Raw genomic sequence first — 6,617 nt, forward strand, 5'->3', positions numbered from 1 at the left:
CTTATTACCACAAGTCTTTTTGCCGATAATTGCGAGGAAAATTTCCTCCAATGTTGGCTGCTTCTCGATGTACTCCACTTTCGCTGGCGGGAACATTTCCTTAAGTTCGGTAAGGGTACCGATCGTAATGATTTTTCCGCCATGAAGGATGGCGATACGGTCCGCTAGTTGTTCTGCTTCCTCCAAGTACTGGGTCGTCAGCAAAATGGTCGTGCCGCCTTTGGCAAGCTCCTTGACGGAATTCCAAACCTCAATCCGTGCTTCTGGATCAAGCCCTGTCGTCGGTTCGTCGAGAAAAATGACTGCTGGCTTACCGATTAGGCTCATGGCAATGTCAATGCGGCGCTTCATTCCGCCCGAATACTGATCGGCTCGGCGGTTGGCCGCGTCCGTTAAGCTGAATTTTGCAAGCAGATGGTCGGCAACTTGTGCCGGATTGGAAACTCCCCGCAACTTGGCAATCATTATCAGATTTTCCCGCCCAGTGAGCATGCCGTCTAAAGCTGCGAACTGCCCTGTCAGGCTGATGCTCTGGCGAACATGATCCGATTGACGCTGGGTGTCAAAGCCGCAAATACATACTTCACCACCATCGGACTTCATCAGTGTCGAAAGAATGTTGACCGTCGTCGTCTTGCCCGCTCCATTTGATCCAAGCAGTGCGAAAATTTCGCCACGCCGCACCTCAAAATCTACCCCCTTTAAGACTTCCTTATCTTTAAAGGACTTTTTTAACCCTTTTACAGAAATCGCTGCATTTTTCATACTATTTTCCTCCTTGTATCCCTCTATTCAGTAAGACTGATAATAAGTATAACTTAGTACTTAGTTAAAAATATAACTGAACATCTTGTTTTATAAAGCTGTTCAGTTGGGTTGTTCAACGCTTACTTTTTCTTACCAACACGATTTAAAATGCTTTTGTTTAAATTATTGCGTAACTTATTTTCCCAACTTTTCGCTTGATCGATAAGTCCATTGGCGAATGCTGTCACGTCTTCACCTGTCACTTCCAAAACTTCTTTTCCATTTGCCGCACCGGCTTCAAACAAATCAATGAGATCATACTGAATTCTCAACATATCCATTCCGTTACCAGATGCGAAATTCCACATATAGTTGCAGATTTTTTTATAGGTTTCTGGGTAGTCGCCTGGCAATGCTTCCACACGCGCCATCATTTCTTTGTATTCTTTTTTGTCTTCAAGTATCTTTTTAATGAAATTTACCATAGTATTTAACCTCCTACTTTATTTTTTATTCGTCCATATTTTCACTTGCTGTTCAACTCTACTCGCAATTTCTTTTTTTAAATCTACGTTCCTTCCTAATATGCTCTCCGATTCTCCATGGAGTTTTGAGAGAGCCATCAATTCGTCGGCAAATGCCGCCACGTCTTCACCGGTAACATCCAGTACATGCTTGCCTTCTGCTGCGCTAGCTTCAAACAGTTCATACAGATTGATGATTTCTTCACCAAATCCGTATCCGAAATTCCACATGTACTTTTGAATCTTTTTGAACACAAAGGCATAATCTTTCGGGAGGGCATTTACTTTTTTCATAAATGCCTTGTATTCTTTCTTGCTTTCTAGATCACCTATGATGAGCTCTATAAATTTCTTCATTTTATTGCTCCCCCTTTTAGGATATTAATTTTTGATGATACAAAGTCCCACTTTTTCCAAAACAATTCAAGTTCCTTGCGGCCAGCCTCATTAAGCGAGTAAAACTTGCGGGGCGGCCCCATATCCGACGGTTTTCTTTCAACGTTCACCAGTTTTTTCTTTTCTAATCGCACGAGGATGGTGTAGACCGTCCCTTCCACAACCTCGGTAAATCCAAGCTCGTTCAAGCGGCGAGTAATCTCGTAGCCATAGGTTTCATGACGGCTGATGATTTCCAGAACGCAGCCCTCCAGCGAACCCTTCAGCATTTCAGTTAAATTTTCCATATTTAGAGCCACCTCTATTCTGTCTGACTTGTATTCAGTATAACATAGTACTGAGGTAAATTTTTACTCAATAACTTTTAGTGAACTTCGCTATTGAGTATTACTTATTACAAGTATATAGTATAACCAAGTAGCAGGAGTGTCAATTACTTTTCTTAAAAATATTTTCGCAACTTCACTGTTCAGTGGTGTTGGTATTTAGTAAGACTTACTACAGGTATAATGTAACACGTAGTAGTAAAACTGTAAATAGATTTTCTAAATATTTTTAAACCAGCTAATCTCTTGATAGGACGTAGCTGGTTTTTTTATATGAACAGCCCTGGCTTGTTTCCGTGATATAGATTCACTCACACATCATATACTAATAAGGTGGTAGCTTACTGCTTGTTGGCGGAAACTAAGTTAGACAATTTTCTGGTCTGTATTCATCATGAATCAACCATTATTTAATCATTAAAATTAATGTCCTTTAAGTAAGAATGAACAGTCTCATTAAATTTATGTGGCTCATCCATTTTCAAATATATGGATTCGATGATTTTCTTAAAACCAAAGATTTGTTGAATTTCTAGGGGTTCTTTTAGTTTGATAACATAGGGGATCGGTTCTTTTTCCAGACCGTGAAGCGCTAGTGCGATTGCTTGACGATCTTGATCTACTTCCTTTGGGGTCTTTGTATTTTCGTTTACCCCATTTACTTGTTCCCATGGTACGAATCCGTATTGTCGAATCCCTTTTTGAAAATGTATGCCTTTTGAATCTAATATGACAGGAGATAAGCGGATTGCTTGGTAATCAGATATGATGAACAATAAAGTATAAATATCAAGACCAGTAAGTATCCAAGCAGCAGTGTAGCTAAAATTGGAAACAATAACGTGCACCGCAACAATCTCAATGATCATTGCATGAACAATCATAAAAAATACACCTTGGTAACTCCCATTCTTATGAAATGTAAACGTATTACCTTTTCCTTTCTCAATAACGGGTACGCTTTTTCGCCAGCTAAACAAACTATAATAGATCGCTGCAATATCTGTTGCCAAAATACGTAGTGTGAACTGGAATTTATTTAACCTTTCATTCTTGAATGAAAACGTACTTTGGATAGCTGCAGAAAAACTTAATAAAAAGTGATAATGCATATTCTTCTCATTCTTGTAATTCTTAAGAAGGAGAGGAATCCTTTTTACGATAGCGACAAATAGGACCAATTCTAATACAATGACCCCGGCCTCTATTACTATAACTGAACGGTTGAAATAGGAAAGATATGCATCTGCTTCATCAGGAATAATCCAATTAGCAAGGAGCAGCCCCCAGAACACAAATGCGCACAACACCAACCAGGAAACTCTTTTCTTAAATCCAAAAAAATAAAGTGCTAATGGCAAGATGATGACAAGATCAAGCGCTGTTCCAAGTCCAACCATGTCATTAACAGGGCCAACTAGCTGAACTTGCATAACGAGAAAATTCGGGATGATAATTAAAAATAAAAATATTATGGTACGTTTCCATGCTATTTCATTAAGTGATAAAGAACCAACCATGCTACCCCACCTTCCGTGTTTTGTTATTTTTAATTATAACGGTAGTGGCAATAATATAGCGTATTTGACCTCTTTTGTTCGAAAATATTCACATATATATTGTTTTATAATCGCTCTCTTTAGCTGAGCAAAATATCAATTCAGTTTTTACTTACATTTCAGTAGTTCCCTTTCATTTTAAGATTGCTATATGATAATAAATATAAGAATACACTAAAAAAGAACGCCGATGTTCCAGCATCAGCGTTCCAATTGCTACCCCTTAGGAAGTGCGGTTGCTAAATTCAAAGGAGTAACCTTTGGGATGGTTACTTTTCCGTTTCTCATCGTTCACGCTCCCTTTTAACCATCCCTTCAATCTATATCTTGTCTTTTTTGTTTCACCTGTGTATGAATAAATTCCTTGATTTCCGGATGATCTTTATACAAGGTCAAACTATAAAGTATTGAAGATGCAGCAATAGTGGACCAGATTAACCAATCTCCCGAATTAGAAACCAAAAGAATGATTTCATCTTTTAAATGTCCTTTTCCTAAATAAAGTGCCTCTTTGAAAACAGTAAAGTTAAACAGAAATAAGATAATTATTCTTCCTATAAGCAAGACTAGCCATCCAATAATATACTGGACTCCTCCAATCGTACTCAATTTACCATTATGGTAAACGACCTTCGTTTTCTTAGCCTGAAAGTAACCAATAACTGCCGCCAAGATAAGGAGACAGAATAATTCTGCCATAATTACAACATCCAAGGTTTTAGGTAGACCTGAGTATGTTTTAATTAATCCCAAAATGGGCAGTCCGATTAGGTCAAATCGTTTAACTTCCTTAGGGATAAATTGACGGAAGATTAATAGTCCAACGACCAAAAGTATGATAAGTGATACTTTATCCATCCATTTTTTTCTCCTTTCTCCCTTTTAAGTAATACTCTATAAGTTGATCCAGTTTTTCATCCGTATACCGCTCCGGACTTTGGAGTGCGTGAATGACAAGTCCATCAATAAAAGAATAAAGAATCTCAACTTCCAAATCTTGGTCGTTCTTTTTATGCAAATATCCTAGCTCCTCCATAAGTTTCACAATAATCGTCATCATTTTCCTTGAATAGCAATCCATTTTTTTCCTCAGTTCAAGTAGCTTAGGATCACTAAAGGAATTACCTAAAAAGGCAATCCATACCCTTGCTTCCATCACTTCCTCATGGCTGATCGGTATAAGAAATTTCATTAAGCTTCTTAGTGCTTCTTCTTTCGTTCCAGAAAATGCGTTAGAACGATCTTTTACACGTTCCTCCATTCGATCTAGCACTAATTTCATCGCATATTGAATTAGTTCGTCCTTGGATGAAAAATTATGCTGAATAAGTCCAACCGACATTTTCGCTTCAACTGCAATATTTTGAATAGACGCTTTATCTATACCTTTTTTCAATATCACTTGCCAAGTAGCTTCTGCAATTTGATTTCTTCTCTCCACAAGATCCACTTTTTTAGGCATAAAGAATACTCCTTTCTTTTTATAATATGATTATATTGTAATCTTTGTTCCTTTGCAATATGATTATATTGTAAAACGCTTTACTTGTTTTAGATGCAAAAACTGAAAAAATAAAACAGCCCCATAACATTTATGGGACTGTTGATATAAGACCTCTTCTTCTAATTATTTCTACAGTTGTACTTTTGAATTTTTGACGGGCTAAAATAAGATTCATTCTGTCAATAATGTAGTATGGGATTCGGCTTTCGGTTGAAGATTGGCTAGTTTTTATGCTATTTCTACAAACATCAGTCTTTAATTCAACTTCACGTTTTCACCATTTTCTGTTACAACAACAAACTTTTTATTCGCTAATACATTTTTCTCGACTTCCATAAAACGGCGTGGGAATTGCTGTTCATTCCCTGCTTCCTTTTCCAATGCAACTACGATTTGGACGGTACCTTCGTTAACTACTTGAAGCTTCTTTGGTATTAACCTATAGCCTTTATATTTTGAATCGTTAATTTGTACTAACAGCACATCATTTTTATCCCATGTAAAAGTAGAATCAAATTTTTTCGGATGATTTTCCTTAGTGTAAATCCAGATCCGGTGTGCCAAATCCCCACGTTACATTTTGAAAGTCTAATTCTTTATACGTCTCTTCGGGTACAACCGCTTCTGTCGTTTCTGGTTTTTCTTCCTTAACCGTTCCTTTTTTCTCCGTTTTTTCCTCATTTTCTTTTCCGTTTTCACCACTTGTATTTTGATTTGAATGACAAGCCGCTAAAATTATAATAAATAGTCCAACAACGATCAATCGGATTGATTTCCTTTGCATCTTTATTTGGTACCCCCCATTTCCAGAGTTTTGTATACATTTAAAATAACAGAAAATACTGTAAATGTTAAATGGATATGTTTGATCATTTTTTATCACTTATTGGACTTAGACTTTTCCTTCTTTGGCCAGATTGTGTATGAGAACGACCAAATAAAATCAATGACTAAAATAACTCCCCATACACCATTTGCTTGATTAATGCTTTGATCTTCATAAATTTGAAACCAGTTACCAATATGATTCAAGTTAATCCCTTGCCAACCAGCGAAACTGCTCGTATTTAAAAAAATCAATTGTGCGATTACAAAAATCAAAAGATGGATGTACCAACCTTTTCTTTCTTCTCTGGCATGGGCACGACCATACTTTTTACTGTTCACATCCTCGACCTTTTGAAAATCGGGTACCGTCTCACCTTTCCATAAAGCTACTTTCCTTTTAATATAGCGGTCTATTCGCGTAAACTCCTTTTTTCCTTCAAAAATAAGATAAATATAAAAAATAGCAGTAACAACCTGAAAAGAGGAAAATTCCCCCGTCTGTATATAATCATAAATCGCCAACAATGCAAGGAACAATTCATTAAGAATTAGCAGGATAACAAAAATGTAGCTCACAACTGGCTGACGAAACCAATATCTTATAATAAAAAAGGCTCCAGCAAAGGCAAAAAAGAGAATTTCACCAATTATCACAAGTAACCACTTATACTGAATTATAAAATCAATCATTTTAAAACCCCTTATTTTATTCGCGTTTTGTCAAAACTTTTAT

General features: G+C 36.8%; 10 protein-coding genes. All 10 read right to left on the reverse strand.

Going from position 1 to position 6,617, the window contains the following annotated elements:
* A partial coding sequence (locus tag B5V89_RS17580) for an ABC transporter ATP-binding protein (RefSeq protein WP_108073277.1) occupies positions 1-765 on the reverse strand: 765 nt, incomplete at its 3' end.
* Between the two features lie 122 nt (positions 766-887).
* Positions 888-1,232 (reverse strand): DUF1048 domain-containing protein, encoded by a 345-nt coding sequence (locus B5V89_RS17585; RefSeq protein WP_108073279.1) that lies wholly within the window; start codon positions 1,230-1,232, stop codon positions 888-890.
* A gap of 18 nt (positions 1,233-1,250) precedes the next feature.
* On the reverse strand, positions 1,251-1,628 hold the full coding sequence (locus tag B5V89_RS17590) for a DUF1048 domain-containing protein (RefSeq protein WP_108073281.1): 378 nt from the start codon (positions 1,626-1,628) through the stop codon (positions 1,251-1,253).
* The gene (locus B5V89_RS17595; RefSeq protein ID WP_108073283.1) at positions 1,625-1,954 is read right to left on the reverse strand and encodes a PadR family transcriptional regulator; all 330 of its coding nucleotides are present in this window, start codon (positions 1,952-1,954) and stop codon (positions 1,625-1,627) included. The genes B5V89_RS17590 and B5V89_RS17595 overlap by 4 nt, the downstream gene beginning before the upstream one ends.
* A gap of 449 nt (positions 1,955-2,403) precedes the next feature.
* Positions 2,404-3,513, reverse strand: coding sequence for a hypothetical protein (locus B5V89_RS17600; protein WP_108073285.1), 1,110 nt, complete (start codon positions 3,511-3,513; stop codon positions 2,404-2,406).
* Positions 3,514-3,867: 354 nt separating this feature from the next.
* The gene (locus tag B5V89_RS17605; protein ID WP_108073287.1) at positions 3,868-4,410 is read right to left on the reverse strand and encodes a hypothetical protein; all 543 of its coding nucleotides are present in this window, start codon (positions 4,408-4,410) and stop codon (positions 3,868-3,870) included.
* Positions 4,403-5,014: a TetR/AcrR family transcriptional regulator gene (locus B5V89_RS17610; RefSeq protein WP_108073289.1), complete on the reverse strand. Its 612-nt coding sequence runs from the start codon at positions 5,012-5,014 to the stop codon at positions 4,403-4,405. The genes B5V89_RS17605 and B5V89_RS17610 overlap by 8 nt, the downstream gene beginning before the upstream one ends.
* Positions 5,015-5,311: 297 nt before the next feature.
* Positions 5,312-5,539, reverse strand: a complete 228-nt coding sequence (locus tag B5V89_RS17615; protein WP_213083815.1) for a hypothetical protein — start codon at positions 5,537-5,539, stop codon at positions 5,312-5,314.
* A gap of 52 nt (positions 5,540-5,591) precedes the next feature.
* Positions 5,592-5,840, reverse strand: coding sequence for a hypothetical protein (locus B5V89_RS17620; protein WP_107919799.1), 249 nt, complete (start codon positions 5,838-5,840; stop codon positions 5,592-5,594).
* 95 nt (positions 5,841-5,935) lie between these two features.
* Positions 5,936-6,574 carry a hypothetical protein gene (locus B5V89_RS17625; RefSeq protein ID WP_107919800.1) on the reverse strand — a complete coding sequence of 213 codons (639 nt, stop codon included), beginning with the start codon at positions 6,572-6,574 and terminating at the stop codon, positions 5,936-5,938.
* Positions 6,575-6,617 lie beyond the last annotated feature (43 nt).

This window comes from Heyndrickxia sporothermodurans (assembly GCF_003055045.1).
Taxonomy (GTDB): domain Bacteria; phylum Bacillota; class Bacilli; order Bacillales; family Bacillaceae_C; genus Heyndrickxia; species Heyndrickxia sporothermodurans.